Source organism: Brucella tritici (genome assembly GCF_902825325.1).
Taxonomy (GTDB): Bacteria; Pseudomonadota; Alphaproteobacteria; order Rhizobiales; family Rhizobiaceae; genus Brucella.
The window spans coordinates 202,744-228,790 of record NZ_CADEAR010000006.1 but is presented as its reverse complement, the minus strand read 5'-3'; the positions used below and the strand labels follow the sequence as shown (position 1 = coordinate 228,790).

Sequence of the window (26,047 nt, the reverse complement as noted above, 5' to 3'; positions counted from 1 at the left end):
AACTTTGGATACGTCCTATCTCTTTGCTTTACGCATTTTCCAGCGCAAAGCCGTTTCTCTTTTTGCCGGAAACATCTTAATAGCGGCGGATCAGGCCAACGAGCTTGCCTTGAACGCGCACTCGGTCGGGGCCGAAGATTCGTGTCTCATAGGCAGGGTTGGCTGCTTCGAGCGCGATGGATGCACCCTTACGACGAAAGCGCTTCAACGTGGCTTCTTCGTCATCGACGAGAGCGACGACGATTTCACCAGGATTTGCGGATTCGCCACGCTTGATGATGACTGTGTCTCCATCGAAAATTCCGGCATCGATCATTGAATCGCCTCTGACCTCGAGAGCGTAATGCTCACCCGCACCAATCATTTCTGGTGGAAGGCTGAGGGAATGGGTCTGATTCTGGATGGCTGAAATCGGCACACCAGCAGCAATTCGCCCCATGACCGGCACGGAAACAGTTGCGGATGTGTCGTCATTCGTGGCCACAGGGGCAGGGCGCAACGGTGGAGGCGGCGGCGCTTTGCCAAGGCTGCCTTCGATAACGCTAGGAGCGAACTTCTTTTGTGCATTGAGCCCTGGAGCAATAGAATCCGGCAGGCGCAGGACCTCAAGCGCACGTGCTCGGTTCGGCAAACGACGAATGAAGCCACGTTCCTCCAGAGCGGTGATCAGACGATGGATACCCGATTTTGAAGCCAGATCGAGCGCTTCCTTCATTTCATCGAAAGACGGGGGAATGCCCGTTTCTTTTAGACGTTCATGAATGAACAGCAGAAGCTCGTGCTGTTTACGGGTTAACATGCGCGACACCCTCCCGGCCAAGAATCGAGAAAAACAAAACCAGAACGAACACTATATGTTCCAGTCTTGTTCTGCAATGGTTTTAAAATCATTAACGCTTGAGCCGAGAGCGAACGGAATGCCATGCTTGCAGAGCTTTATTTGCAAGTCAGGGCAATGTGGAGTTTATATAATATATAATTTACAATAGATTATATATTGTTCTTCATGCATTATCGAGGTCGAAAGCTGTGTCAAATCTATAGCATGAGGACACGGCAATCGTCGCCGACCACAGCCTCTGGGGCGTTCTCATCCCTGATGAGAAGTGCTTTCGAGCCGACGAGAGCCGAAAGCATAGACGAATCCTGGATTGGAAATGGCTTTGCTATCAGAGTTCCATCCGGGGTTGATTCGATTGTAGCTCGGATATAATCGCGGCGGTGGTCATTCGCTGGTAGGGTAGCGCCCAGCTTTGCGGGCCGGATATCGGCATCGAGGCTGGTTCCGGCAAGCTTGGCGACAAGCGGACGGAGAAAGACAAGGCTACAGACGAGACTCGAAACGGGATTGCCTGGCAAGCCTATGACATGCACAATTTTGCCGTTCACACTGATGCGTCCGTACATCAGGGGTTTGCCCGGCCTCATGGCTATCTTCCAAAAATCGAGATTGACCCCCAATTTCTGAAGCGCACCATGCACAAAATCCCGGTCACCGACGGACGCGCCACCAATCGTAACCAGAATGTCGATGCCACTTTGCAGGCTGTCTGCTATTGCCTGTTCGATCTTGGCAGGATCGTCCGAAATAATCCCCTTATCTTCAGGGCTGCCGCCCGCTCGCCTTATGATTTCAGCGATTCCGACACTGTTCGACGCAACAATCTGGTCTTTTCCGGGTGTTTCACCCGGCGCGACAAGCTCATCACCGGTCGCGACGATTGCCACCTTGGGTTTTTGGAATACGTCGATTTTCGCGTGTCCGCTTGCAGCGGCGAGCGACAGGGCAGCGGCATCCAGCTCACGTCCGCTCGAAATGACGATATTACCAGGCGAAAAGTCCAGCCCCGCGCGGCGTATATGCCGTCCCGGCTCTATTCCTTCGTGAACAGTGAGCCGGTTACCCAAACGCTCGGTGTGTTCCTGAATGACAATTGTGTCTGTGCCTTTGGGCAGTGGCGCGCCGGTGAAAATGCGAACCGCCTGTCCGATCCCCAATTTGCCCTCGAAGCGGTTGCCCGCCGCCGATTCACCGATGATGTCGAAATCAACTGGATAAGAGATGTTGTCCGGTGCGATCAGGGCGTAGCCATCCATTGCCGACCCGTCGAAAGGCGGCTGGAGAAAATGCGCCAGCACAGGTGTTGCAACCACGCGCCCGCCCGCATCGGACAAGGTGACTTGCTCTTTACCGTGCGGTTCCGCAGATTTCAGGATGCGGGCCAGTGCTTCATCGACCGGGAGAAGGGACATGGTGTTTCCTCTCGAACTGAATTGTGGACCCGTTTAGAGCATAAAGCCTGTCTGGAAGAATTGATCCAGAACAAGGTTCAGCGATTATGCCGTCCAATCACCTGATTTGCCGCCGCTTTTTTCGGTAACGCGGATGCCGCCGATCTCCATATGTTTGTCGACGGCTTTGGCCATGTCATAGATGGTAAGACACGTTACGGAAACGGCAGTGAGGGCTTCCATTTCCACGCCAGTGCGTCCTTTGAGCTTGGCAAGTGCGCGAACGCGCAAACCGGGTAGTGCCTGATCCGGTTCGATTTCGACAGCGACTTTGGTCAGCATAAGCGGATGGCAGAGGGGAATCAGGTCGGCGGTCTTTTTTGCCGCCATGATGCCTGCCAGACGCGCAGCGCCAATGACGTCACCCTTCGCGGCATTGCCTTCCAGAATGATCGCCAGCGTTTCCGGCTTCATTCTGACTGATCCTTCGGCTGTGGCTTGGCGTTCAGTTTCATCCTTCGCCCCAACATCCACCATATTGGCAGCACCAGTCTGGTCGATATGGGTGAGCTTGGACGTCATCGGTCAGGCCTTGCCGGTCAGGAGTTCATGGGTAGCCGCCGTGACATCTTCCCGGCGCATCAGGCTCTCGCCGATGAGGAAGGTCCCGATTCCGGATTTTTCCAAACGCAGGCAATCTTCGTGTGTGAATATGCCGCTTTCACCAACCAGAACACGATCGGAAGGTGCCATTCTCGACAGGCGTTCCGACACGGCGAGATCAACCTCAAACGTACGCAAATTGCGATTGTTGACGCCGAGCAGACGCGACGAAAGCTTCAGTGCGCGTTCCATCTCGGTTTCGTCGTGAACTTCGATGAGTGCATCCATGCCAAGATCGAACGCGGTTTCTTCCAACGCCTTTGCCAGATCGTCATCGACGCTAGCAAGAATGATCAGAATGCAGTCCGCACCCCAGCTACGCGCTTCATGCACTTGGTATGTATCGAACAGAAAGTCTTTGCGCAGGGCTGGGAGACTGCAAGCGTTACGTGCTGCTGTCAGAAATTCCGGTGCTCCCTGAAAGGACGGCGTGTCAGTCAGTACGGAAAGACAAGCGGCACCGCCGGTCTCGTAGGCTTTTGCAAGTGCTGGCGGATCGAAATCAGGGCGGATGAGGCCTTTCGAAGGGCTTGCCTTCTTGATCTCGGCGATCAGTGCAAATTCACCAGCAGCGCGTTTGGCCTCTAGCGCGCTGAGGAAACCGCGCGGCGCTTCCTGATCCTGTGCACGCGCCTTGAGATCGGCGACGGTGCGCTCGGCCTTGGCTGCGGCGATTTCCTCGCGCTTGTAAGCCTCGATCTTGCGCAGAATGTCGGTGGACATGACTTAATCCTTTCCGTCAGGCAGCTTTGTCGTTCGAAACGGCAATTACCTTCTGCAAGACAGCAAGTGCTGCACCGCTGTCGATGGATTGCGCTGCGAGAGCGATGCCTTCTTTCAGATCCTTCGCTTTGCCTGCAATGACGAGTGCTGCGCCTGAATTGAGCAGGACGATATCTCGATAGGCATTTTTAGTGCCTTCAAGCACGCCGAGCAAAGCCTTGGCATTCAGTGAAGCCTCGCCACCCTTCAGTTCTGCCGGATCGCAACGACGGAGTCCAACTTCTTCCGGCGTGATTTCAAAAGTACGGATTTGACCATTTTCAAGAGCGGCAACTTGTGTCGTGCCAGCGGTGGTCATTTCATCAAGCCCGTCGCCGTAAACCACCCAGGCTGCTTCGGAGCCTAGTTCCTTGAGCACTTCAGCCAACGGTACGAGCCATTGCGGCGCAAACACGCCAACAAGCTGACGCTTGACACTGGCCGGATTGGAAAGAGGGCCAAGGAGATTGAAGATAGTGCGTGTTCCGAGTTCGACGCGGGAGGGACCAACATGGCGCATGGCGGAGTGGTGCATCGGTGCAAACATGAAACCGAGGCCGGCTTCGGTGATGCTGCGGCCGATGATGCTCGCGTCGGCCTCGATATTGATGCCGAGAGCGGCTAGCGCATCGGCGGCACCGGAACGTGAGGAGAGGGCGCGGTTGCCATGCTTGGCGACAGGAACACCAGCACCAGCGACAACAAACGCCGAGCAGCTTGAAACATTGTAGGAACCCGACTGGTCACCACCGGTTCCGACAATATCGATTGCGTCGGCAGGAGCTGAAACTGCCAGCATCCGCGAGCGCATGGACGCAACCGCACCGGCAATTTCTGGTACCGTTTCACCGCGCACACGCAATGCCATCAACAGCCCGCCGATCTGCGACGGAGTTGCTTGTCCCGACATCATTATATCGAAGGCGGTCCTGGAATCCTCAAGCGAAAGCGGCTCGCCTGATGCGGCTTTCGCGATATAGGGTTTTAGATCAGCCATTTTTGATGCCCACCGTCCTTAAAACGCCAGAGCGTTGTTGATGACGGCCTGATTTATCTTCACAGGGTACTGCTTCTGTAGTTCGCCGACGAGCTGTTCGAGAACATCGTCCGAGAGCGATGTGGCCAGATACTTCTGCTGCTGTTCCGGAATAGCTTCCGGACCAGCTCCTGCGGGTTCGGTTACTTCAACAACCTTGAACAGAATCTGGGCATCGTCCGAAGGTGCTGCAGCGCTCCCGGTGAAACCATCTGCTCCACGGAAAATCTGAGCCGCTGCGGCCGTTCCGATATCGGCATCGTTGGTCGTGCGGACAACACCACGCTTGGTCTGCTTCTCAACACCCATTTCGGAGGCAATCGTGTCGAGTGTCGCACCGCCGTCGAGGCGCTTCTTCAGGTCTTCCACCCGCTGGTTGAGGCGCTTGACAGCTTCCTCGCCCTTCCATGCCGCCACAACCTTGTCCTTGACCTCGTCGAGCGTACGTTCACGTGCCGGAGTTACGCCGTCGATCTGGTACCAGAGATAGCCGATATTACCCATGGTCAGGGCATCGTTGTCAAAACCCTGATCGGCCTGGAAAGCAGCAGAAAGCAATGCTTCGGAATTTGGTAGTTGAACGGGATTGCCGGAAGGATCGTTGCCCTCGGCATCAACGGCTTCCACGGTAACGGATTTGAGGCTCAGTTTCTTTGCCACATCAGCCATGGATGCGCCGTCGGAACGATCCTGTTCGTAGGAATCATGAATGCCGCTGATGCTGCTTGCCGCGATATTATTTGCAAGCGTGGTGCGAATTTCACCTTCAACTTCAGCCAGCGGCTTCACATGGGCCGGTTCAATCTGCGTCACGCGCAGGATAACAGGACCAAAACTGCCCTTGACGACTTGGCTCACGCCATTTTCTGAAAGTGCAAAAGCTGCATCGGCAACCGCCTGATCGGGAATAGCGGATTTTTCAAACGAACCAAGTTTCAAGTCGTCTTCTGTTTTGCCTTGTTCCTTGCCGATATCGACAAAGCTGGTTCCCGCGGCGATTTTCTGCTGGGCGGCTTCAGCTGCGGCTTCATCGGCAAAGCTCAACTGCTCGATGGTGCGCTTTTCGATCGTACTGAAGCGATCTTTGTTCTTTTCGTAATATTCGTTGATTTCATCCTGTGTGACGGCAGACGGATCGGCAATATCAGTCGGTTCCAGCTTCACATAGGTTATCTTCCGGTATTCCGGTGCTTTGTACTCGTCCTTGTGCGCATCAAAATAGGTCTTGAGCGCATTATCGGACGGGGCAGGGATGGCATCGGCTTTTTCAGCCTGAATGGTTACATAATCAACGCTGCGGGTTTCACCCTGATAAAGGGCCAGCGCCTTCAACGCCGCATTCGGGAGCTTGATGCCATCGGTGGCGGCTTCCACGATCTGCTGACGACGGGCAACTTTCGCGCGGTTGTCGAGATAGTCCTGCGCACGAATACCGGATTGACGAAGTACCGCATCGAACTGTGCACGATTGAAGTTGCCGCTTGCGTCATGGAAAGCCGGATCTTCGCCGGTCAGCCGTGCAATTCCATCTTTGGAAAGGCCGAGCTGCATGTTGCGCGCACCTTCATCCAGCACGACACCGGCTGCGAGCTGTGCGAGTACCTGATTTTCGACGCCGAACGCCTGCGCTTGCTCCCGCGTCAGACGTTGGCGAAGCTGTTGCGACAAACGCATCATTTGTTGTTCATAGGCGAAACGATAGTCGGTGGCACTCACTTCGGAATCGCCTGCCGTCAAAGCGGCGTTGCCTGCCAGGCCGCCGCGAAAGACATCGGAGATGCCCCAAATCGCAAAGCTCAGTACAAGCAGGCCAAGCAGAAGTTTGGCGACCCAGGATTGAGCGGCGGAACGCAGGCTGTCGAGCATTGGAAACCCTTCAAGAATAAATTGAAGCTCGGCTTTTATAGATAGAGCCAGTCAGGGGATAACCTCAAGCCAGCCCTATATGCAAGGTCTCATTGCATATAGACACTCAAGAACATTTGCATTGCGGCACGAATACGCTTAGTCAGTGGCAAATTTTGGCGCTGGTCCGCTTTTGCGAGGTGGTAGCGTCAACTGTTTTGAACAGGCGAGGAGAATGAAATGACTCCGGGAATCCGTCCGCTGGTTGCTGGCAACTGGAAGATGAATGGTACAGGAGAATCCCTGACCGAATTGCGCGCGATTGCTGCGGGTCTGAGCTCCGATCTCGGTCGCAAGCTCGATGCGGTTATCTGCGTGCCGGCGACGCTTCTTTCTCGCGCAGCGGAAACACTTGAAGGCGAAACCGTTGGCCTCGGCGGACAGGACGCTCACCATAAAGTGTCTGGTGCGCATACGGGTGATATTTCTGCTGCGATGCTCAAAGAGGCAGGCGCCACACATGTCATTATCGGCCATTCCGAGCGTCGGACTGACCATCATGAAAGCAATGATGCCATTCACGCCAAGACCGAAGCCGCATGGGCAGTCGGACTGATCGCTATCGTTTGCGTTGGCGAAACCGCCGATGAGCGCAAGGCCGAGCGTACACTGGATGTGATCGGCAAGCAGCTTGCCGGTTCTTTACCTGATGGTGTCAACGCCGAGAATACGATCATTGCTTATGAACCCGTTTGGGCAATCGGTACGGGGCTGACGCCGACTGTGCAGGACGTGCGGGCTGCGCATGCCTTCATGCGCGAGCAACTGATCGAACGTTTCGGCACGAAAGGCGCACATCTTCGCCTGCTCTACGGCGGTTCAGTCAAACCTTCCAACGCAACCGAATTGCTCGGTGTTGCAGATGTTGATGGCGCACTTGTCGGTGGAGCCAGCTTGAAGGCGACTGATTTTCTCGCCATATGCGAAACCTATCGTAATTTGTAATCGGCACATCGCGTCTGCCTATCTTGGTCTCGGGGCTTGGATTATCGGACAATAGCGTGTAAAGAGCCGCTCTAGTTTTAGGGATATAAAGACCGTAACCCATGCAGACCGTAATCATTGTCATTCACTTGTTGATCGTGCTGGCGCTTGTCGGCGTTGTGCTTATCCAGCGTTCGGAAGGCGGCGGCCTTGGTATTGGCGGTGGTTCAGGGTTCATGACGGCTCGCGGCGCAGCGAACGCGCTGACCCGCACGACAGCCATTCTTGCGATCGGTTTCTTCGCGACCTCGCTTATTCTCGGCATCATGGCGCGCTACGGCGAAAAGCCAACCGACATTCTCAATCGTATTCCGGCGGCAACCGGCAGTCAGACTGCTCCGGCGGGCGGCAATGGTGGTGGTATTCTGAATCAGCTGGGTGGCGAGTCTTCGCGTCCAGATACCAATCAGACTGCACCGGCAGCTCCGGGCGCCGCAGCACCGGTGACGCAGCCTGATGCTACGCAGCCGCAGGCTCCGGTCGTTCCAGAAACTCCGGCCAATCCGGTTCCAAGCTCGCAGTAAAAATACGAGCTAGATGAACGCAATACGAAACCGGCCCTTGAGGCCGGTTTTCTTTTTGTTAACCATAGAGCCGCAAAGTGTTGCAGCTAGGCAATACGCTGCCGCGAATCGCATTGCAGAACGATGGCGGCGAATTGAGAACCGGTTGGCTTTGCAGTAAGGAGATCGAAAGTCTGCTCGCAACTAATGTGGCAGATGTTTCTCCCTTGTGCTTGATTTTCGGGAACCGAACATGTTTTCACGCCGTATTCTGATGGCAGGTATTGCAAGTCTTTGCATTGGAGCGACCGCTCCGGCATTTGCAGCTTCGCCGGTAAGCGCTGAAGCGCAGCTCAATGAAGCTGCCGCATCCGTTCAGCAGGTTGCGCTTTCAAGTGACACCAAGGCCAATCCTGAGAAGCCGAAGAAGAAAAAGGCTTCCAAGAGCGGCAACGCGGTGAAGGCGAATAAGTACAATATCAATCCGAAGTTTCAGGCGCAGGAAGTCGCATTCACCGGCTACAAGCCGGGAACCATTGTGATTGATCCTAAAAACTACTTCCTCTATCTGGTAGAGACTTCAACGACTGCGCGTCGTTATGGCATTGCTGTCGGCAAGGTGGGTTTGGAATTCAAGGGCACGGCTACCGTAAATGCAAAACGCGAGTGGCCACGCTGGATTCCAACGAAGGAAATGATCGAACGTGATCCGGCTCACTATGGCCGTTTCAAGAACGGCATGGATGGCGGCCCAGGTAACCCGCTTGGTTCGCGCGCCATGTATCTCTTCCAGGGCAACAAGGACACCTACATCCGTATTCACGGTACGGTGCAGCCGTGGACCATTGGTAGCTCGGCTTCCAACGGTTGCTTCCGCATGACGAACGACGATGTGCTGGATCTCTATGATCGCGTCGGTCTGGGCACCGAAGTGGTTGTTCTCTGATCTGTAAATGACTATGTGAATGTGGCCGGGCTTACGGGCTCGGCCTTTTCTTTTGTGTTCGTCACTATTCTTGCAGGCGGAAGCTGTGGATTTCGAGCTTCGACATGGCTTTATGTGAATAGGGACGCTAGAGAGTACAGACGTATTCGCTCCGGGGTTTCTGGCTCCGGTTTTTCTTTGTACAACGACGATTACCGCCTGGCTTCGGTGAAAAATACCGCCGGGGTGCATTTTTTTGTGGCGGAATCAATCAAGAAAGTCTAACGAGATAAGCCCATGGCGCGATATGTATTCATCACTGGCGGCGTGGTTTCTTCCCTTGGAAAAGGCATAGCTGCCGCAGCACTGGCTGCACTCCTTCAGGCACGCGGTTACCGCGTGCGTATCCGTAAACTCGACCCTTATCTGAATGTCGATCCCGGCACGATGTCGCCTTACCAGCACGGTGAGGTTTTCGTCACTGACGATGGTGCTGAAACCGACCTTGATCTGGGCCATTACGAGCGGTTCACCGGTCGTCCAGCCAACCAGCAGGACAACATTACCACCGGTCGCATCTACCGTAACATCATCGAAAAGGAACGCCGCGGCGATTATCTCGGTGCGACGGTTCAGGTCATTCCGCATGTGACCGACGAGATCAAGAACTTCGTCCTCGAAGGTAACGAAGATTATGATTTTGTTCTCTGCGAAATCGGCGGCACGGTTGGCGACATCGAAGCTATGCCGTTCCTCGAAGCCATCCGTCAGCTTGGCAACGAATTGCCACGCGGAACGGCAGTTTATATCCATCTGACCCTGATGCCTTATATTCCGGCCGCTGGCGAGTTGAAAACCAAGCCGACCCAGCATTCAGTCAAGGAGCTGCGCTCTATCGGTATTGCTCCAGATATCCTTCTGGTTCGCGCTGATCGCGAGATTCCTGAATCTGAACGCCGCAAGCTGTCGCTGTTCTGTAATGTCCGCGAAAGTGCAGTCATTCAGGCGCTCGACGTGGCTACGATCTATGATGTTCCGATCGCCTATCACAAGGAAGGCCTTGATTCGGAAGTCCTGTCGGCGTTCGGTATTGATCCGGCTCCAAAGCCGCGTATGGATCGCTGGGAAGAGGTTTCCAACCGTCTCCACAATCCGGAAGGCGAAGTGACCATTGCCATCGTTGGCAAGTATACCGGTCTCAAGGATGCCTATAAGTCACTGATCGAGGCGCTTTATCATGGTGGTCTTGCCAACAAGGTGAAGGTCAATCTCGACTGGATCGAGGCGGAAGTCTTCGAAAGTGAAGACCCGGCTCCATATCTGGAAAAGGTTCATGGCATTCTGGTGCCGGGCGGCTTCGGCGAACGTGGTGCAGAGGGCAAGATTCTTGCAGCGAAATTCGCTCGCGAACGCAAGGTCCCTTATTTCGGCATCTGCTTCGGTATGCAGATGGCTTGCATTGAAGCTGCTCGTAATCTCGTCGGCATAGAAAATGCATCATCGACCGAGTTCGGCCCGACCAAGGAGCCGGTTGTCGGTCTCATGACGGAGTGGCTGAAGGGCAATATGCTTGAGAAGCGCGCTTCGGCTGGCGATCTTGGCGGCACGATGCGTCTTGGAGCTTATGAGGCAACTCTTGCTCCTGGATCGAAGATCGCCGAAATCTACGGTTCGACCGATATTTCGGAACGCCATCGTCATCGCTACGAAGTTAATATCGACTACAAGGATCGCCTTGAAACAGCCGGATTGAACTTTGCAGGCATGTCACCGGATGGTGTTCTTCCGGAAACGGTTGAATATCCTGATCACCCTTGGTTTATCGGCGTTCAGTACCACCCGGAACTGAAATCCCGTCCGTTTGAGCCACACCCGCTTTTCGCTTCCTTTATCGAAGCGGCGATCGAGCAGAGCCGTCTGGTGTAGAGCGCTTCCGGTTAAAACGGGATCGTGGAACCGCTCTAACTTATTCGTGGCATTATCCGACGCAAAACCGCTTCGCACTTTTGCAGGAAATGCTCTAGAACTCTAACGCGCCTTTCGGGGCGCGTTTTCGTTTCGGCTTTCAGGTCGCGGTCTTGTTTTCGACCCACCTTTACGCCAGATAAGATGCCTGCAGGCATTCAGTATCGAGGTTCACGTTATGACGACTGCCAATTCATCTGTAAAAGTCGGAAATGTTACTTTCTCAAATAGCGCGCCATTTGCCCTGATTGCGGGACCATGCCAGATGGAAACGCGTGAACACGCTTTCGATATGGCAGGCCAGCTCAAGGAAATGACCGATAAGCTCGGCATTGGTCTCGTCTACAAATCCAGCTTCGACAAGGCCAATCGCACATCCTTGAAGGCTGAGCGTGGAATCGGTCTCGAAAAGGCAATGGAAGTTTTTTCCGATCTCAAGAAGGAATTCGGCTTTCCCGTTCTGACGGATATTCATACCGAAGAGCAATGTGTCGAAGTTGCTCCTGTGGTCGATGTCCTGCAAATCCCGGCATTTCTTTGCCGCCAGACCGATCTGCTGATTGCTGCCGCAAAGACGGGACGTGTCGTGAACGTCAAGAAGGGACAGTTTCTGGCGCCATGGGATATGAAGAATGTTCTTTCCAAGATTACGGAAAGCGGCAATCCGAATGTGCTTGCGACCGAGCGTGGTGTTTCTTTCGGTTATAATACGCTCGTTTCCGATATGCGTTCCTTGCCGATTATGGCGGGTCTTGGTTCGCCGGTTGTTTTCGATGCGACTCACTCCGTGCAGCAGCCGGGCGGGCAGGGCGGCTCGACCGGTGGACAGCGTGAGTTTGTGGAAACGCTGGCTCGGGCAGCAGTTGCCGTCGGTGTTGCGGGGCTCTTCATTGAAACGCATCAGGACCCGGATAACGCACCGTCCGATGGTCCGAATATGGTGCCGGTGGATAAAATGCCCGCGCTTCTCGAAAAGCTCATGGCTTTTGATCGTATCGCAAAAGGGCTTTAAACAGTTCTCGGAGAATTTAAAAAGGCGGGGGATTTTCCTCCGCCTTTTGTTTCGCTAAGGCTTAAAAAACTGGCCGGTGCATAATCTTTTCTGAAATGTCTGCAAACTTTCAGGATTATGCGCTAAGAAATGTCCGCATCGGATTTGTTAAGCGCCTCGCGGATATGGCGGGGCAATCTATAGGGAAGGACTGGTTCCTATGACTGCAATCATCGACATCGTCGGCCGCGAAATTCTCGACAGCCGCGGCAACCCGACCGTCGAAGTAGACGTTGTGCTTGAGGATGGCTCTTTCGGACGCGCTGCCGTTCCGTCCGGCGCATCGACTGGCGCACATGAAGCTGTAGAGCTGCGCGACGGTGGCAGCCGCTATCTTGGCAAGGGTGTTGAAAAGGCTGTTGAAGCTGTTAATGGCAAGATTTTTGACGCTATTGCAGGCATGGACGCGGAAAGCCAGCTGCTTATCGACCAGACGATGATCGAGCTCGATGGTTCGGCCAACAAGGGCAATCTCGGCGCCAACGCGATTCTGGGCGTCTCGCTTGCTGTCGCCAAGGCTGCGGCCCAGGCGACCGGTCTTCCGCTCTACCGCTACGTCGGTGGCGCAAATGCCCATGTTCTGCCGGTCCCCATGATGAATATCATTAATGGCGGCGCACATGCCGACAATCCGATCGATTTCCAGGAGTTCATGATTCTGCCGGTCGGCGCGTCATCCGTTCGTGAAGCCGTTCGTTACGGTTCGGAAGTTTTCCATACGCTCAAGAAGCGCCTCAAGGATGCCGGTCACAACACCAATGTCGGTGATGAAGGCGGTTTCGCTCCGAACCTGAAGAATGCCCAGGCTGCACTCGATTTCATTATGGAATCGATTGAGAAAGCCGGTTTCAAGCCCGGTGAAGATATCGCCCTTGGCCTCGATTGCGCAGCGACCGAGTTCTTTAAGGACGGCAATTACGTCTATGAGGGTGAACGCAAGACGCGCGATCCAAAGGCTCAGGCCAAGTATCTTGCCAAGCTCGCCAGCGACTATCCTATCGTCACCATCGAAGACGGTATGGCTGAAGACGACTGGGAAGGCTGGAAGTATCTGACCGATCTTATTGGCAACAAGTGCCAGCTTGTCGGCGACGATCTGTTCGTCACCAACTCGGCCCGCCTGCGCGACGGTATCCGCATGGGCGTTGCCAATTCGATTCTCGTCAAGGTCAATCAGATCGGATCGCTGTCGGAAACGCTCGACGCTGTCGAGACTGCTCACAAGGCTGGCTATACCGCTGTCATGTCGCATCGTTCAGGTGAAACGGAGGATTCGACGATTGCCGATCTCGCCGTTGCCACCAACTGCGGCCAGATCAAGACCGGCTCGTTGGCCCGTTCCGACCGTACGGCCAAGTACAATCAGCTTATCCGCATCGAGGAAGAACTCGGCAAGCAGGCCCGTTATGCAGGCCGCAGCGCACTGAAGTTCCTCTAATTTTTCTGAGAATCATAAAAGGCGGGCTTAGGGCCCGCCTTTTTTCGTTTCAGCACTATATGAACCCAGATATTCGGCATTTGACCCAATGTAATTATATTGATATCAATGTTATTACATTGGTGTTCGAACTGATGAGGGAGCGGCTTAAACGCAACTGACGAAGCCGTGGGCGGATTTATCAGCGGGAGAGAGAAAATGGCTTATATCGAAGGATTTGTTGTCGCAGTCCCCAAGGCGAACAAGGAAGTCTATCGCAAGCATGCCGCTGAAGCCGCTGTATTATTCAAGGAGTTTGGTGTGACGCGCATGGTCGAGGCATGGGGGGATGATGTGCCGGACGGCAAGGTTACCGATTTTCGACGTGCAGTTAAGGCAGAGGACGACGAGGAGGTTGTGTTCTCCTGGTTCGAATATCCCGACAAGGCGACGCGCGACGCTGCAAATAGCAAGATGATGAGTGATCCGCGCATGAAGGCAATGGGTGACCAGATGCCATTTGATGGCAAGCGCATGATCATGGGCGGGTTTTCTACTATTGTTGATGTTTGATTGAACTTTTTGTTCCGCTTGCAAAATCAAGTGTTCATCTGTCTGCCATTGTAGTTGACCGGCTATGGCGTACCCTGGAGCGCCGATCTGATTGAAGCAGATCGGCGCTCTAATTGTTTGTCCGAACGTGGATCTTATCAGAAAACCGTTTCACACTTTCCTGGATGCGCGCTAGGAGTTCATTTCGCTAGGGGGCGTTCATGAAATCTTACCTGATTAATCTTGACAGGAGCCGTGATCGGCTCGCCTTTATGACGGAGCAGTTTAGCAGGCTGGGATGTGACTTTGTGCGTGTAGCCGCCGTCGACGCGCGCATGTTCACTCCTGAGCTGGTTCAGGATACATTGGCCTCCAAACAAAAATGGCCACACCCTCTGACGCCAGCCGAGATAGGCTGTTTTCTTTCCCATAGAAAATGTATCGAACTCATTGCGCAGGGTGAGGAAAACTATGCTGCAGTCTTTGAGGATGATGTCGTTTTCGGTCGGGGGGCGGACAAGCTGTTTGCCTTGATCAACTGGATACCCGTCGATGCGGATATCGTTAAAATTGAGACACATGAAAAGACAGTGCTTCTCGGGCCACATCTAACCTGTACCGATACGGATTTTACGGTTGCACGGCTGCGAAGTCGACACCTTCTCTCGGCTGGCTATATTATCTCAAAGCCGGCCGCGCAGCGTATGCTCGCCTTTATGGAAAAGCCTTCGGCACCTCTGGACCATTTTCTGTTTGATTCCGAGTTTGGTCCATTCTCGAATTTTGCAGTTTATCAGACTTACCCGGCGCTGTGCCGTCAGGTCGGTCTGGAAAGTACAATTGGCGGGAATCGCAAGCATGCAAAAATCCGCCCTGCATTGATGCGGCTTTTGGTTCGGGAAACTGTCAGAATCTATAAACGCTTACGTCTCGTTATCATTGGTACTTGCGTAAACATGGGAGCTAGAAAGCGTTGGACGCCGATTCCCTTTGAGGCTGAGAATGAGATCGATTGAATAGCTTGCGAGCCAAAGTGTTTGCGGCAGCACGGAAAAATCAGGGTTACCCGCTCCCGACATCTGTTCTTGGTAAATCTCTGTTAAGCAAAATAATGCTTGATGGTGGAATTCGGATTGACGCCCTTCGCAGGATTCGCGGCGGCATTGAATATCCGGGAAGGAAGCCGAAATGTGGACCAAGCAGAAGCGTAAATCGATCCGTGGGCGTTTTGTATTGCCCATTCTGACGGCCGCGTTTCTGAGCTATTTCGGTTTTCACGCCTATCATGGCGAATTCGGTCTCTATTCTCGTATCCAGCTGGAAGAGCAAAAAAGCCTTCTGGCCAAGCAGCTCGAACAGGTGACAGCAGATCGCACTGCGCTCGAAAAGCGAGTCACGCTTCTGCGCGACGGTTCCATCGAGAAGGATATGCTTGACGAGCAAGCACGCAGAGCGCTTAATCTCTCCCATCCCGATGAAGTGACAATTATCACCTCCAGGGAAGACCGATCAAATTAACTGAAATCCGGTTAATTGTCTTTTTGTGATATGTTTTTAAGGGCTTGGCGACATAGCAGCTATGCTCTGGGTGCATATTGTATCTTGTGATATGCCCGTATAACGTCACAATAGAACGACAATTTAGGGAGCGAGATATGGCACCGAGGGCTAAAAAGTCGCCTGCAAGCAAAACGCAGGCGTCTTCTGTGACTGCACCCAAGGCACCTGCACCTGTGAACTTCGACAAGAAGCAGGAGCTGGACGCTTATCGCGAAATGCTGTTGATCCGGCGTTTCGAAGAAAAGGCCGGCCAGCTTTATGGCATGGGCTTCATCGGCGGCTTCTGCCACCTTTATATCGGCCAGGAGGCCGTAGTGGTGGGTATGCAGATGGCGCTGAAGGAAGGTGATCAGGTTATCACCGCCTATCGCGATCATGGTCATATGCTTGCAGCGGGCATGAGCGCGCGTGGCGTTATGGCTGAACTGACCGGACGTCGCAGCGGCCTTTCCAAGGGCAAGGGCGGCTCCATGCACATGTTCTCCAAAGAGAAGAACTTCTACGGCGGTCACGGTATCGTCGGTGCGCAGGTTTCGCTTGGCACAGGTCTTGCGTTCGCGAATCGTTATCGCGACAACGACAATGTAACGCTGACCTATTTCGGTGACGGTGCTTCCAATCAGGGGCAGGTTTACGAAAGCTTCAACATGGCATCGCTGTGGAAGCTGCCGGTAGTCTACATCATCGAAAACAATCGCTATGCCATGGGCACATCGGTTTCGCGCTCCTCCGCTGAAACTGATTTCTCGAAGCGCGGTCTTTCTTTCAATATTCCGGGTATTCAGGTTGACGGCATGGACGTTCGTGCGGTCAAGGCTGCTGCCGATCTGGCTGTGGAATGGACGCGTTCCGGCAAGGGACCGATCATTCTCGACATGCAGACCTATCGTTACCGCGGTCACTCGATGTCGGACCCGGCAAAGTATCGCTCGAAGGAAGAAGTGCAGAAGATGCGCTCCGAACATGATCCGATCGAGCAGGTCAAGCAGCGTCTGATCGAAAAGGGTTGGGCAACCGAGGAAGAGCTGAAGGAAATCGACAAGGATGTCCGCGACATTGTCGCTGATTCTGCTGATTTCGCTCAAAACGATCCGGAGCCGGATGCATCCGAGCTCTACACGGATATTCTGCTCTAATTCCAGGAAGGTGTTGTCATGCCCGTAGAAATTCTCATGCCCGCACTTTCCCCAACCATGGAAGAGGGCAAGCTCTCCAAGTGGCTGAAGAAAGAAGGCGACAAGGTTACGTCCGGCGATGTGATCGCTGAAATTGAAACCGACAAGGCGACGATGGAAGTCGAAGCTGTCGATGAAGGTACGATTGGCAAGCTTCTTGTCGATGAAGGCACTGAAGGCGTGAAGGTCAATACGCCGATTGCCGTGCTTCTCGGTGACGGCGAAAGCGCTTCCGATATCGGTTCTGCTCCGGCTGCGAAGGCTGAAGCACCGCAGGAAGAGCCGAAATCTGAAGAAAAAAAGGCTGATTCTGTTTCAGCTGCTCCCAAGGCTCCGGCACTCGAAGTCGCGTCCGACCCGGATATTCCGGCTGGCACCGAAATGGTTTCGATGACAGTTCGTGATGCGCTTCGTGATGCGATGGCAGAAGAAATGCGCCGCGACCCGAACGTTTTCGTGATGGGTGAAGAAGTTGCCGAATATCAGGGCGCTTACAAGGTAACGCAGGGACTTCTCGATGAGTTCGGTTCCAAGCGCGTTGTCGATACCCCGATCACCGAGCATGGTTTTGCCGGTGTAGGTGTTGGCGCTGCTTTTGCAGGTCTGCGCCCGATCGTTGAATTCATGACTTTCAACTTCGCCATGCAGGCAATCGACCAGATCGTGAACTCTGCCGCCAAGACGCTTTATATGTCTGGCGGACAGATGGGCGCTCCGATGGTCTTCCGCGGTCCGTCCGGCGCAGCTGCGCGCGTTGCTGCCCAGCATTCGCAGTGCTACGCAGCCTGGTACAGCCACATTCCGGGTCTCAAGGTCGTGATGCCGTACACGGCAGCCGACGCCAAGGGCCTGCTGAAGGCTGCAATCCGCGATCCGAATCCGGTGATCTTCCTCGAAAACGAAATTCTCTACGGTCATCATTTCGATGTGCCCAAGCTTGATGATTTCGTTCTGCCGATCGGCAAGGCCCGCATTCACAAGCAGGGCACGGACGCGACCATCGTTTCGTTCGGTATCGGCATGACCTATGCCATCAAGGCGGCCGAAGAACTGGGCCAGCAGGGTATCGATGTTGAAATCATCGATCTGCGTACGATCCGCCCGATGGATATTCCAACGGTTGTGGAATCGGTCAAGAAGACCGGTCGCCTGGTGACGGTGGAAGAAGGCTTCCCGCAGTCGTCCGTTGGTACGGAAATTGCAACCCGCGTCATGCAGCAGGCCTTCGATTATCTCGATGCGCCGATCCTGACCATCGCCGGCAAGGATGTTCCGATGCCTTATGCGGCAAATCTGGAAAAGCTGGCGCTGCCGACGGTTGCTGAAGTGGTCGAAGCGGTGAAAGCCGTTACTTATACCGCGTAACGAAAGGGTCTGGACATGCCGATCAATATCACCATGCCAGCGCTTTCTCCGACGATGGAAGAAGGCAACCTGTCGAAATGGCTGGTCAAGGAAGGCGACAAGATCGCTCCTGGCGATGTTATTGCTGAAATCGAGACCGACAAGGCCACGATGGAAGTGGAAGCTGTGGACGAAGGCACTGTTGCCAAGATCGTGGTTCCCGCAGGTACCGAAGGCGTCAAGGTCAATGCGTTGATCGCTATCCTTGCCGAAGAAGGCGAGGACGTGGCGGCTGCGGCCAAGGGCGCAGCGTCTGCTCTGAAGGCAGAAGCAAAGGCCGAGGCTCCGAAAGAAGAGCCGAAGCCCGCTGAAGCCAAAAAGGAAGCCGCAACACCTGCAACGGTGCTCGCACCCGTCAAAGCGGACCAGCCTGCTGCTGCTTCGAATAAGGGCGACCGCGTATTTGCGTCGCCGCTTGCTCGTCGTATCGCCAAGGAATCCGGTGTCGATATCGCTGCCGTGAAGGGTACCGGCCCGCATGGCCGTGTCGTTCAGCGCGATGTGGAGGCCGCTCTGGCTTCCGGTGGAGTCAAGGCCGCTGCGCCGAAAGCGGAAGCGGCCTCTGCTGCCACGCCGAAGCCGATGTCGGATGATGCCGTTCTCAAGCTCTTTGAAGAAGGCACCTACGAGATCGTTCCGCACGATGGTATGCGCAAGACGATTGCCCGCCGTCTGGTGGAATCGAAGCAGACCGTTCCGCATTTCTATCTGACGATCGATTGCGAACTGGACGCACTTCTGGCCCTGCGTTCGCAGATCAATGCCGCATCGCCGATGATCAAGACCGAAAAGGGTGAGGTTCCGGCCTACAAGCTTTCGGTCAACGATATGGTCATCAAGGCGACGGCTCTGGCGCTGCGCGATGTTCCGGACGCCAATGTGTCGTGGACCGAAGGCGGCATGGTCAAGCACAAGCGCGCTGATGTTGGCGTTGCTGTCTCCATTCCGGGCGGTCTGATTACGCCTATCGTTCGTCAGTCGGACTCGAAGACATTGTCGGCGATTTCCAACGAGATGAAGGACCTTGCCAAGCGCGCGCGTGATCGCAAGCTGAAGCCTGAAGAGTATCAGGGTGGTTCGACCTCTGTGTCCAACCTTGGCATGTTCGGCGTGAAGGACTTTGCCGCGATCATCAATCCGCCCCATGCGACCATTTTCGCAATCGGTGCAGGTGAACAGCGTGCAGTGGTCAAGAACGGTGAAATCAAGGTTGCGACCGTTATGTCCGTGACCCTTTCAACCGATCACCGTGCCGTCGATGGCGCGTTGGCTGCTGAACTTGCACAGGCCTTCAAGCGTCACATCGAAAACCCGATGGGTATGCTGGTCTGATCGATCAACTTCAAGGGCGTCGTGTTCTGCTGAACTCGACGCCTGAGGTTTTTGAATGGCTGGACAACTGAACCTACGCCGGGCTGAACGCCGTGAAGCCGCTGAGATCGCCATTCTTGTCGATATCTCGTCGCACGGTTTTGCGTCATGGCTCTGGTACAGTGCGGTTCTTGACGGACAAACCGAAACGGCCATGGAACGCGGTCGGCAATATATGCGCGCCGACGGCACCGAGGGCTGGGAGAGTACGACGATAGCCGAGTGGGCTGGCAACATTGCCGGGCTTTCCATCGGCTTTACCGTGGACGAAAGCATTAACGATCAGTCGGCAAAACATCCGGTTATGGATCAGCTGATCGCGATGCAGCGCAAGGTCATTGGCAACCGCTTTATAGACAGCGTTGGCGTTTATCGGGAGTTCCGCGGCAAGGGAATTGGCCGCGCTCTTGTCGCCAACGAGATTGACCTGGCTCGTCGGAACGGCAATCGGGCCATCAGCCTGATAACCGAAAGCCACAACGATGTGGCGCTTTCCCTTTACGGCGCCCATGGTTTCAAGGAAATTGAGCGGCTCGAAGCGATAGAACGCATTGGGCAGGACAAAAGACACGACTGGGTGCTGCTCACCCGAGAAGTGAACTGAGCAAAGGCAGGACAATATGGCCGACATTTACGACGTTATTGTTATCGGCTCGGGCCCGGGTGGTTATGTCACCGCAATCCGCGCTGCGCAGCTTGGCCTCAAGACGGCTATCGTCGAGCGTGAACATCTGGGCGGAATCTGCCTCAACTGGGGCTGTATTCCCACCAAAGCGTTGTTGCGTTCGGCTGAGATCTTGCATTTTGGCGAACACGCCAAGGATTACGGTCTGAAGCTGGAAGGTACGATTACACCTGATGTGACGGCTGTGGTGCAGCGATCGCGCGGTGTTTCGGCCCGTCTTAACGGTGGTGTCGGCTTCCTGATGAAGAAGAACAAGATCGACGTGATCTGGGGTGAGGCGAAGCTCGTAAAGGCTGCCTCGGGCAGCAATCCGGTTGAGATTTCGGTCGGCAAGTCGTCAAAGCAGCCGATGCAACCGCAGAACCCTATCCCGAAGGGCGTTCTGGGCGAGGGGACCTACAAGGCGAAGCACGTCATTGTCGCTACTGGTGCACGTCCACGTTCTCTGCCGGGCATTGAGCCGGATGGTAAGCTGATCTGGACCTATTTCGAAGCAATGGTTCCACCGGAACTGCCGAAGTCCATGCTCGTGATGGGGTCGGGTGCGATCGGTATCGAATTCGCTTCTTTCTACAATGACATGGGCGTCGACGTGACGGTCGTGGAACTGATGCCGCAGATCATGCCGGTTGAAGACGCTGAGATTTCCGCATTCGCGCGCAAGCAGCTTGAAAAGCGTGGTCTGAAGATCATTACCGACGCCAAGGTTACCAAGGTCGAGAAGGGCGCAAACAATGTGACTGCCCATATCGAAACCAAGGACGGCAAAACTGAGAAATTGACCGTCGACCGTATGATCTCGGCGGTTGGCGTTCAGGGCAACATCGAAAATCTCGGCCTGGAAGCGCTCGGCGTCAAGACTGATCGCGGATGCATCGTCATTGATGGTTATGGCAAGACCAATGTTGCGGGCATCTATGCTATAGGTGACGTTGCCGGGCCGCCGATGCTGGCGCACAAGGCCGAGCATGAAGGCGTTATCTGCATCGAGAAGATTGCAGGACTTCCGAACGTTCACCCGCTCGACAAGAATATGATTCCGGGCTGCACCTATTGTAACCCGCAGGTCGCTTCCGTCGGTCTGACAGAAGCAAAAGCCAAGGAAAAGGGTTACGATATCCGCGTCGGTCGTTATTCGTTTGCCGCAAATGGCAAGGCGATTGCACTTGGAGAAGATCAAGGGCTGGTCAAGACCATCTTCGACAAGAAGACGGGACAGTTGCTCGGCGCCCATATGGTCGGCGCTGAGGTGACCGAGCTCATCCAGGGCTTCGTGATCGCCATGAATCTCGAAACGACCGAGGAAGAACTGATGCATTCGGTCTTCCCACACCCGACCCTTTCGGAAATGATGAAAGAAAGCGTTCTGGATGCGTATGGTCGCGTGCTGAATGCATAAGACGGAGAGACGCTCATTCCGCTGATCGAGAACGGAGGGCCATGGCGGCGTGCCGCCTGGCCCATCATCAAATGGTGTACCGTGGGAGGGCTGGTGCTGGGATTTGCAGCTGGCACCTTGAGTGTTCTTGGCGGCAACACCATATCGGTCAACGGAATGGCCATAACCGGCTGGTACGGTGTCTGGGCGCTTACATTGGCGCTCGGCACTGCGGGCTTGGTGTTTGGCTTGATATGGGCATTGGTTTTCCGGGCTCTCGGACTGGCGGCGCGGCGATGAGTAGCAAATCGCTCAAGTTGACAGGGTAGAGAGCAGGGATTAGGACCGAACCGAATTTGGAAGCATTTCATGGAAATGTTTCGGATAGGCAGGGAAAAGCATGGTTACAGTTCTCGATCTGGTGAACCAAGGCAAGCGTGAACGGCATCCCGAGAAGGCGCATCGTCCGGACAATGTTGTCCTGAAGAAGCCTGACTGGATTCGCGTCAAGGCTCCTGTCTCGCGCGGCTACAGTGAAACGCGCGATATTGTTCGTTCGAACAAGCTGGTCACGGTTTGCGAAGAAGCCGGTTGCCCGAACATTGGTGAGTGCTGGGAAAAGAAGCACGCGACCTTCATGATCATGGGCGAGATCTGCACACGCGCCTGCGCCTTCTGTAACGTCTCGACCGGTATTCCGACAGCGCTCGATCCGAACGAACCGGAGAATGTTGCCAAGGCCGTCAAGCAGATGGGATTGACGCATGTGGTCATCACATCGGTGGATCGCGACGACCTTGCCGATGGCGGCGCGCAGCATTTTGCACAGGTCATTCAGGCGATCCGTGAAGCTACTCCTGCGACCACGATTGAAATCCTGACGCCGGATTTCCTGCGCAAGGAAGGCGCTCTTGAAGTCGTGGTCAAAGCCCGTCCGGACGTGTTCAACCACAATCTGGAAACAGTGCCTTCGAAATATCTCAAGGTTCGCCCCGGCGCTCGTTATTTCCATTCGATCCGCCTGCTGCAGCGCGTCAAGGAACTGGACCCGACCATTTTCACCAAGTCCGGTATCATGGTCGGTCTCGGTGAAGAGCGGAATGAAATTCTTCAGCTGATGGACGATCTGCGTTCAGCGGATGTGGATTTCATGACCATCGGTCAGTATCTCCAGCCGACCCGCAAGCATCATCCTGTCATTCGCTTTGTGACCCCTGACGAATTCAAGTCGTTCGAAACGATTGGCCGGACAAAGGGCTTCCTGCTGGTTGCGTCCAGTCCGCTGACGCGTTCCTCGCATCACGCTGGCGATGATTTTGCCAAGCTGAGGGCAGCGCGCGAGACGCAGATTGCTGCACAGGTCTAAGACAAGAAATGCCGCAATTTACGACCGTCAGGCGTGCACATCACCGGGCAGATCAGATGTTCGGCCTTGTTGCTGATGTTGAGAAATATCCGCAGTTTCTGCCGATGTGTGAGGCTTTAACGGTTCGCTCCCGCAAGGAGCGCGACGGGAAGGCCCTTCTCATTGCCGACATGACGGTTGGTTACAAGCTCATACGCGAGACATTCACCAGCCAGGTGCTGCTGAAGCCTGAAGACAATGTTATCGATGTGAAATATCTCGACGGGCCGTTTCGCTATCTCGACAACCGCTGGACTTTCAAGCCGGTGGGCGACGGAAACGAGTGCGATGTTGAGTTCTTCATCGATTATGAATTCAAGAGCCGTACCCTCGGCCTCCTTATGGGAACGATGTTCGACCTCGCTTTCAAGAAATTTTCAGAAGCCTTCGAGAAACGGGCAGACCAGATTTTCGGTCTGGCCTGAAAAACCGTTTTACCCTTTTCAGGATGTGCTTTTACTGCGCTGTATAGCCGCCATCGACCAGTATGGATGCTCCGGTGACGAAGGAAGCTTCGTCGCTTGCCAGAAAAAGCACAACGCTGGCTACTTCTTCGGCGCGACCGAGACGACCTATCGGATGCAAGGCCACGAGCGCCTGTTTCTTGTCGTCCGGAATATCCTTGAGAAGCGGCGTGTCGATATAGCCGGGGCAGACTGCGTTAACCCGGATGTTCTGCGCTCCGTAATCGATGGCAAGCGTCTGCGTCAAAAGTTTTACGCCGCCCTTTGCTGCCGCATAAGCGGTGACACCTGATTTACCGACGTGACTGTGAATGGATCCGCAATTCACGATCACGCCGCCGCCCTGCGAGCGCATCTGATCAATGGCGTATTTATCGCAAAGATAGACGCCGGTGAGGTTAATATCGATGGTTTTTTGCCATGCAGCTTCATCCAGCTCGTCTATCGGGCCGTCTGCGGCAATGCCTGCGTTGGCGAACATTATATCGAGGCGGCCATACGTTTCGACGGTTTTGGCAATCAGTGCCTGCACAGCTTTCGTGTCGGTCACATCGGTTTTGACGAATAATGCCCGCTCGGTGCCGCCTGCAAGCTCGTTGGCCAGTTGCTGGCCATGCTCGGAATAATCCGCGATGACGACATTCGCTCCTTCGCGAACGAAGGCCCGAACAGTTGCTTCACCGATGCCGCTTGCTCCACCGGTTACGATTGCCACCTTACCATCGAAACGCATCGCCATGTTCTCCTTACCTGGTCAAAGACAAGGATAGGGCACCATAGATAAAAGTATATGCTCTAAATTTATCGAAGGTTTTCCAGGACGAGGTCCAGTGCGGCGAGAACTGTCGCGTGGCGAATCTCAGCTCGGGTTTTGGGACCGAAACGAAATTCGCGATGAAGGGTCGGGTAGCCTTTTCGCGCCGATGCGATGTGAACAAGCCCAACGGGCTTTTCATCGGAACCGCCACCTGGCCCCGCAATGCCGGTAACTGCCACCGTTACATCGGCACGGGAGTGAGAAAGTGCCCCTTCAGCCATGGAAAGCGCGACTTCCTTCGAGACAGCACCGACGCGATTGATCAATTCCATTGGAACGCCGATCATTTCGGCTTTCGCTTCGTTGGAATAGGTGACGAAGCCGCGATCCACGACATCGGACGATCCGGCGATGTCAGTCAGAGCTCCGGCTATAAGTCCTCCCGTGCAGGATTCTGCCGTTGCAATCATTATGCCGGCCTTGCGACAGGCATCCAACACGGCAACAGCTTTTTCTTCTGCAATCAGCGCGCTCATTCGGGCACCTCACCGGGATAGATGACGGTTGCCGTTGCAATGGCAGCGATACCCTCGCGGCGCCCGACGAAGCCGAGCTTCTCATTGGTGGTCGCTTTGACGGAAACCCGGTCTGCGGCAATTCCCAGCATGTCGCAAAGCGCTTCCGTCATTGCTGCGCGGTGTGGACCGATCTTGGGTGCTTCGCTGATAAAGGTCACGTCAACATTGGCAATACGCCCACCTGCTTCACGTACGATATTGGCGGCGTGTTCGACAAAGATGCGGGAGGCTGCGCCTTTCCACTGCGGGTCGGAAGGAGGGAAATGCGTACCAATATCACCCGCTCCTCGCGTCGCAAGCAGGGCGTCGGTCAGCGCATGAAGTCCGACATCGGCGTCTGAATGACCATTGAGTTTTGCTTCATGGGGGATTTTCACGCCGCACAGCGTCACATGATCGCCGGGTTCAAAGGAATGGACGTCATAACCATTGCCGGTACGAATGTCGGGAAACGAGACGTGGTCTTGCCGCAGGCGCTTGTCAGCCATTTCAATATCCTTTGCCCAGGTAAGCTTTGTATTGTCTGCCGATCCTTCGATGATGCGGACGGCGATGCTTTGCCACTCGGCGATGGCGGCATCGTCCGTGAAATCAAAGCGATTGATCGCGTAGGCCTGTTCATGCGCATCAAGGATAGGCGGGTAGGGAAATGCTTGAGGTGTCTGTGCCGCGAAAAGGCCCGCGCGAGGCACCGTCGTTTTTACTGTTCCGTCCGTGGCTGACTGTTTGAGCGTGTCCGAAACGGCCAGAGCCGGTAGAACGCCTTCATCGGGTGCGAGGTTCTCGACAATACGCTTCAGCAAATCCTGACTGATGAACGGTCTCACGCCGTCGTGGATCATGACATATTGCGGCGCATAATCTCTCAACGCAAGGAGGCCAAGACGTGTTGATTCCTGCCGGGTAGCGCCGCCATTCACGACGAGAATATTACCACAGTTTTCCGGGACGGCACGTTCGTAAAGCACATGGTCATCAGGGTGAATGACGACAACGATGCTATCAACCAGCGGGCAGTCGATAAAGGCGCGCAAAGTGCGGGTAAGTACGGCTTCGCCACCTATGCGCCGGTATTGTTTCGGCCCTTCGACGTTCTGCCCGGCTCGCTCCCCGCGGCCAGCCGCCACAATGACTGCTGCTATCTTTGAAATGGTTGTTGCCTCTGCCAAAGGTTGCATCTGTTCAAAATCTGCGTTTCCAAGCCGAATAATGCCTTGCGCAGATAAATGCCAGACGACAATTGATTTATCGTGATTTTGCGCGCGCTTTTCCTTG

The 26,047-nt window shown here is 54.7% G+C and carries 26 protein-coding genes; 17 read left to right on the top strand and 9 right to left on the bottom strand.

Going from position 1 to position 26,047, the window contains the following annotated elements; translation table 11 throughout:
• Positions 1-76: 76 nt before the first annotated feature.
• From lexA to HWX93_RS11010, 6 genes are all read right to left on the bottom strand, one after another.
• Complete coding sequence (lexA, locus tag HWX93_RS11035) at positions 77-799, bottom strand: transcriptional repressor LexA (protein WP_176037399.1); 723 nt, start codon at positions 797-799, stop codon at positions 77-79.
• 239 nt (positions 800-1,038) lie between these two features.
• A complete protein-coding gene (glp, locus tag HWX93_RS11030) occupies positions 1,039-2,253 on the bottom strand; it encodes a gephyrin-like molybdotransferase Glp (protein WP_176037398.1) in 1,215 nt (404 codons plus the stop codon).
• Between the two features lie 84 nt (positions 2,254-2,337).
• Complete coding sequence (gene moaC / locus HWX93_RS11025; protein WP_109987776.1) at positions 2,338-2,814, bottom strand: cyclic pyranopterin monophosphate synthase MoaC; 477 nt, start codon at positions 2,812-2,814, stop codon at positions 2,338-2,340.
• Between the two features lie 3 nt (positions 2,815-2,817).
• Entirely contained in the window at positions 2,818-3,618 is an 801-nt protein-coding gene (gene trpC / locus HWX93_RS11020; protein ID WP_176037397.1) for an indole-3-glycerol phosphate synthase TrpC, read from the bottom strand.
• Positions 3,619-3,634: 16 nt separating this feature from the next.
• Positions 3,635-4,654, bottom strand: coding sequence for an anthranilate phosphoribosyltransferase (gene trpD, locus HWX93_RS11015; RefSeq protein ID WP_176037396.1), 1,020 nt, complete (start codon positions 4,652-4,654; stop codon positions 3,635-3,637).
• Positions 4,655-4,672: 18 nt separating this feature from the next.
• Positions 4,673-6,559 (bottom strand): peptidyl-prolyl cis-trans isomerase, encoded by a 1,887-nt coding sequence (locus HWX93_RS11010; protein ID WP_176037395.1) that lies wholly within the window; start codon positions 6,557-6,559, stop codon positions 4,673-4,675.
• A gap of 219 nt (positions 6,560-6,778) precedes the next feature.
• Between HWX93_RS11010 and tpiA the strand changes: the two genes are divergently transcribed.
• The 17 genes from tpiA (at position 6,779) to HWX93_RS10925 (ending at position 23,398) form a co-directional block, all read left to right on the top strand.
• A complete protein-coding gene (gene tpiA / locus HWX93_RS11005; RefSeq protein WP_176037394.1) occupies positions 6,779-7,543 on the top strand; it encodes a triose-phosphate isomerase in 765 nt (254 codons plus the stop codon).
• A 101-nt stretch (positions 7,544-7,644) separates the two neighbouring features.
• Complete coding sequence (secG, locus tag HWX93_RS11000; protein WP_109987781.1) at positions 7,645-8,106, top strand: preprotein translocase subunit SecG; 462 nt, start codon at positions 7,645-7,647, stop codon at positions 8,104-8,106.
• A 232-nt stretch (positions 8,107-8,338) separates the two neighbouring features.
• Complete coding sequence (locus HWX93_RS10995; protein WP_109987782.1) at positions 8,339-9,031, top strand: L,D-transpeptidase; 693 nt, start codon at positions 8,339-8,341, stop codon at positions 9,029-9,031.
• Positions 9,032-9,307: 276 nt separating this feature from the next.
• Positions 9,308-10,936 (top strand): CTP synthase, encoded by a 1,629-nt coding sequence (locus HWX93_RS10990; RefSeq protein WP_109987783.1) that lies wholly within the window; start codon positions 9,308-9,310, stop codon positions 10,934-10,936.
• A gap of 217 nt (positions 10,937-11,153) precedes the next feature.
• Positions 11,154-11,987 (top strand): 3-deoxy-8-phosphooctulonate synthase, encoded by an 834-nt coding sequence (kdsA, locus tag HWX93_RS10985; protein WP_109987784.1) that lies wholly within the window; start codon positions 11,154-11,156, stop codon positions 11,985-11,987.
• A gap of 199 nt (positions 11,988-12,186) precedes the next feature.
• Positions 12,187-13,464, top strand: a complete 1,278-nt coding sequence (gene eno, locus HWX93_RS10980; RefSeq protein WP_176037393.1) for a phosphopyruvate hydratase — start codon at positions 12,187-12,189, stop codon at positions 13,462-13,464.
• 198 nt (positions 13,465-13,662) lie between these two features.
• Positions 13,663-14,016 (top strand): DUF1428 domain-containing protein, encoded by a 354-nt coding sequence (locus HWX93_RS10975; protein ID WP_109987786.1) that lies wholly within the window; start codon positions 13,663-13,665, stop codon positions 14,014-14,016.
• 200 nt (positions 14,017-14,216) lie between these two features.
• The gene (locus HWX93_RS10970; protein ID WP_176037392.1) at positions 14,217-15,011 is read left to right on the top strand and encodes a glycosyltransferase family 25 protein; all 795 of its coding nucleotides are present in this window, start codon (positions 14,217-14,219) and stop codon (positions 15,009-15,011) included.
• A gap of 172 nt (positions 15,012-15,183) precedes the next feature.
• Positions 15,184-15,513 (top strand): FtsB family cell division protein, encoded by a 330-nt coding sequence (locus HWX93_RS10965; protein ID WP_061346222.1) that lies wholly within the window; start codon positions 15,184-15,186, stop codon positions 15,511-15,513.
• A gap of 137 nt (positions 15,514-15,650) precedes the next feature.
• A complete protein-coding gene (pdhA, locus tag HWX93_RS10960; protein WP_109987788.1) occupies positions 15,651-16,691 on the top strand; it encodes a pyruvate dehydrogenase (acetyl-transferring) E1 component subunit alpha in 1,041 nt (346 codons plus the stop codon).
• Positions 16,692-16,709: 18 nt separating this feature from the next.
• Entirely contained in the window at positions 16,710-18,095 is a 1,386-nt protein-coding gene (locus HWX93_RS10955) for a pyruvate dehydrogenase complex E1 component subunit beta (RefSeq protein WP_176037391.1), read from the top strand.
• 15 nt (positions 18,096-18,110) lie between these two features.
• Positions 18,111-19,466, top strand: a complete 1,356-nt coding sequence (locus HWX93_RS10950; RefSeq protein ID WP_176037390.1) for a pyruvate dehydrogenase complex dihydrolipoamide acetyltransferase — start codon at positions 18,111-18,113, stop codon at positions 19,464-19,466.
• A 55-nt stretch (positions 19,467-19,521) separates the two neighbouring features.
• Positions 19,522-20,109: a GNAT family N-acetyltransferase gene (locus HWX93_RS10945; RefSeq protein WP_176037389.1), complete on the top strand. Its 588-nt coding sequence runs from the start codon at positions 19,522-19,524 to the stop codon at positions 20,107-20,109.
• Between the two features lie 16 nt (positions 20,110-20,125).
• The gene (gene lpdA / locus HWX93_RS10940) at positions 20,126-21,589 is read left to right on the top strand and encodes a dihydrolipoyl dehydrogenase (RefSeq protein ID WP_109987792.1); all 1,464 of its coding nucleotides are present in this window, start codon (positions 20,126-20,128) and stop codon (positions 21,587-21,589) included.
• A gap of 81 nt (positions 21,590-21,670) precedes the next feature.
• Positions 21,671-21,868 carry a hypothetical protein gene (locus tag HWX93_RS10935; RefSeq protein WP_109987793.1) on the top strand — a complete coding sequence of 66 codons (198 nt, stop codon included), beginning with the start codon at positions 21,671-21,673 and terminating at the stop codon, positions 21,866-21,868.
• Positions 21,869-21,968: 100 nt separating this feature from the next.
• Positions 21,969-22,934, top strand: coding sequence for a lipoyl synthase (gene lipA / locus HWX93_RS10930; RefSeq protein WP_176037388.1), 966 nt, complete (start codon positions 21,969-21,971; stop codon positions 22,932-22,934).
• Positions 22,935-22,942: 8 nt separating this feature from the next.
• Positions 22,943-23,398, top strand: a complete 456-nt coding sequence (locus HWX93_RS10925; protein WP_176037387.1) for a type II toxin-antitoxin system RatA family toxin — start codon at positions 22,943-22,945, stop codon at positions 23,396-23,398.
• A gap of 31 nt (positions 23,399-23,429) precedes the next feature.
• On the opposite strand, the gene HWX93_RS10920 is transcribed toward HWX93_RS10925, so the two are convergent.
• From HWX93_RS10920 to HWX93_RS10910, 3 genes are all read right to left on the bottom strand, one after another.
• Entirely contained in the window at positions 23,430-24,170 is a 741-nt protein-coding gene (locus tag HWX93_RS10920; protein WP_176037386.1) for an SDR family NAD(P)-dependent oxidoreductase, read from the bottom strand.
• Between the two features lie 68 nt (positions 24,171-24,238).
• A complete protein-coding gene (locus tag HWX93_RS10915; RefSeq protein WP_176037385.1) occupies positions 24,239-24,730 on the bottom strand; it encodes a CinA family protein in 492 nt (163 codons plus the stop codon).
• Positions 24,727-25,950, bottom strand: a complete 1,224-nt coding sequence (locus HWX93_RS10910) for a bifunctional 2-C-methyl-D-erythritol 4-phosphate cytidylyltransferase/2-C-methyl-D-erythritol 2,4-cyclodiphosphate synthase (RefSeq protein ID WP_176037384.1) — start codon at positions 25,948-25,950, stop codon at positions 24,727-24,729. The genes HWX93_RS10915 and HWX93_RS10910 overlap by 4 nt, the downstream gene beginning before the upstream one ends.
• Positions 25,951-26,047 lie beyond the last annotated feature (97 nt).

Excerpts from the sequence above, each read along its gene's own strand:
- lexA (WP_176037399.1), bottom strand. The coding sequence starts at position 799 with ATGTTAACCCGTAAACAGCACGAGCTTCTGCTGTTCATTCATGAACGT.
- glp (WP_176037398.1), bottom strand. The coding sequence starts at position 2,253 with ATGTCCCTTCTCCCGGTCGATGAAGCACTGGCCCGCATCCTGAAATCT.
- moaC (WP_109987776.1), bottom strand. The coding sequence starts at position 2,814 with ATGACGTCCAAGCTCACCCATATCGACCAGACTGGTGCTGCCAATATG.
- trpC (WP_176037397.1), bottom strand. The coding sequence starts at position 3,618 with ATGTCCACCGACATTCTGCGCAAGATCGAGGCTTACAAGCGCGAGGAA.
- trpD (WP_176037396.1), bottom strand. The coding sequence starts at position 4,654 with ATGGCTGATCTAAAACCCTATATCGCGAAAGCCGCATCAGGCGAGCCG.
- HWX93_RS11010 (WP_176037395.1), bottom strand. The coding sequence starts at position 6,559 with ATGCTCGACAGCCTGCGTTCCGCCGCTCAATCCTGGGTCGCCAAACTT.
- tpiA (WP_176037394.1), top strand. The coding sequence starts at position 6,779 with ATGACTCCGGGAATCCGTCCGCTGGTTGCTGGCAACTGGAAGATGAAT.
- secG (WP_109987781.1), top strand. The coding sequence starts at position 7,645 with ATGCAGACCGTAATCATTGTCATTCACTTGTTGATCGTGCTGGCGCTT.
- HWX93_RS10995 (WP_109987782.1), top strand. The coding sequence starts at position 8,339 with ATGTTTTCACGCCGTATTCTGATGGCAGGTATTGCAAGTCTTTGCATT.
- HWX93_RS10990 (WP_109987783.1), top strand. The coding sequence starts at position 9,308 with ATGGCGCGATATGTATTCATCACTGGCGGCGTGGTTTCTTCCCTTGGA.
- kdsA (WP_109987784.1), top strand. The coding sequence starts at position 11,154 with ATGACGACTGCCAATTCATCTGTAAAAGTCGGAAATGTTACTTTCTCA.
- eno (WP_176037393.1), top strand. The coding sequence starts at position 12,187 with ATGACTGCAATCATCGACATCGTCGGCCGCGAAATTCTCGACAGCCGC.
- HWX93_RS10975 (WP_109987786.1), top strand. The coding sequence starts at position 13,663 with ATGGCTTATATCGAAGGATTTGTTGTCGCAGTCCCCAAGGCGAACAAG.
- HWX93_RS10970 (WP_176037392.1), top strand. The coding sequence starts at position 14,217 with ATGAAATCTTACCTGATTAATCTTGACAGGAGCCGTGATCGGCTCGCC.
- HWX93_RS10965 (WP_061346222.1), top strand. The coding sequence starts at position 15,184 with ATGTGGACCAAGCAGAAGCGTAAATCGATCCGTGGGCGTTTTGTATTG.
- pdhA (WP_109987788.1), top strand. The coding sequence starts at position 15,651 with ATGGCACCGAGGGCTAAAAAGTCGCCTGCAAGCAAAACGCAGGCGTCT.
- HWX93_RS10955 (WP_176037391.1), top strand. The coding sequence starts at position 16,710 with ATGCCCGTAGAAATTCTCATGCCCGCACTTTCCCCAACCATGGAAGAG.
- HWX93_RS10950 (WP_176037390.1), top strand. The coding sequence starts at position 18,111 with ATGCCGATCAATATCACCATGCCAGCGCTTTCTCCGACGATGGAAGAA.
- HWX93_RS10945 (WP_176037389.1), top strand. The coding sequence starts at position 19,522 with ATGGCTGGACAACTGAACCTACGCCGGGCTGAACGCCGTGAAGCCGCT.
- lpdA (WP_109987792.1), top strand. The coding sequence starts at position 20,126 with ATGGCCGACATTTACGACGTTATTGTTATCGGCTCGGGCCCGGGTGGT.
- lipA (WP_176037388.1), top strand. The coding sequence starts at position 21,969 with ATGGTTACAGTTCTCGATCTGGTGAACCAAGGCAAGCGTGAACGGCAT.
- HWX93_RS10925 (WP_176037387.1), top strand. The coding sequence starts at position 22,943 with ATGCCGCAATTTACGACCGTCAGGCGTGCACATCACCGGGCAGATCAG.
- HWX93_RS10920 (WP_176037386.1), bottom strand. The coding sequence starts at position 24,170 with ATGCGTTTCGATGGTAAGGTGGCAATCGTAACCGGTGGAGCAAGCGGC.
- HWX93_RS10915 (WP_176037385.1), bottom strand. The coding sequence starts at position 24,730 with ATGAGCGCGCTGATTGCAGAAGAAAAAGCTGTTGCCGTGTTGGATGCC.
- HWX93_RS10910 (WP_176037384.1), bottom strand. The coding sequence starts at position 25,950 with ATGCAACCTTTGGCAGAGGCAACAACCATTTCAAAGATAGCAGCAGTC.